Below are 598 nucleotides of genomic sequence, written 5' to 3'. Positions count from 1 at the left end.
GACAGGAATTATAGGCGAGGCGTGTCGTGCCGCAGTCGTCGCAAGCCTCCATGTGGCCGCCGAGCGCCTCGGTCCGGCACGCCACGATTGCGCTCATCACGCGCCGCTCGACCCGACCGAGATGACCGGCATGTACACGGCGATAGGTGTCGCCATGCCGGCGCAGAATATCGGCAATCTCGATGGCGGGCCTGTTGGAGCGGCTGTCGGGGCGGATCATCACCCGGATCCCGCCGCGGATCATCCAGGTGGCGTCACCTCCAGCGACAGGCGATCGAGCGGGCTCTGCGTCGCCCGGATCGTATCGGTGGCGACCTGCGTGTAGCGCGCTGTCGAGGACAAATTGTTGTGCCCGAGCAAGACCTGGATGATCCGGATATCGGTTCCGTTCTCGAGAAGATGCGTCGCGAAGCTGTGGCGCAGTGTGTGCAGCGTGACGCGCTTGGTCAGGCCCGCAGCCTTCACCGCCGATCGACAGGCGGCGTGCAACACGGTCTGATCGATCGGATGATCTTCGTCACGACCAGGGAACAGATAAAGCCGCGGCCGGGCGAGCCGCCAGTAGGTGCGCAGGATGCCCAGCAGCTGGGGCGACAGC

At 65.4% G+C, this 598-nt stretch carries 2 protein-coding genes; both read right to left on the bottom strand.

Features of this window, described 5'->3' with window-relative positions; genetic code table 11:
* Nucleotides 1-220: transposase zinc-binding domain-containing protein (locus tag AC0L21_RS38010; protein WP_473267133.1), on the bottom strand; the 220-nt coding region annotated here is incomplete at its 3' end.
* Between the two features lie 20 nt (nucleotides 221-240).
* On the bottom strand, nucleotides 241-598 hold a 358-nt coding region (locus AC0L21_RS38005), incomplete at its 5' end, for a tyrosine-type recombinase/integrase (RefSeq protein ID WP_473267130.1).

Source organism: Bradyrhizobium sp. WSM4873 (genome assembly GCF_055811355.1).
Note: the sequence above shows the minus strand (reverse complement) of the source record. Positions and strands in the feature narration are given on the sequence as shown.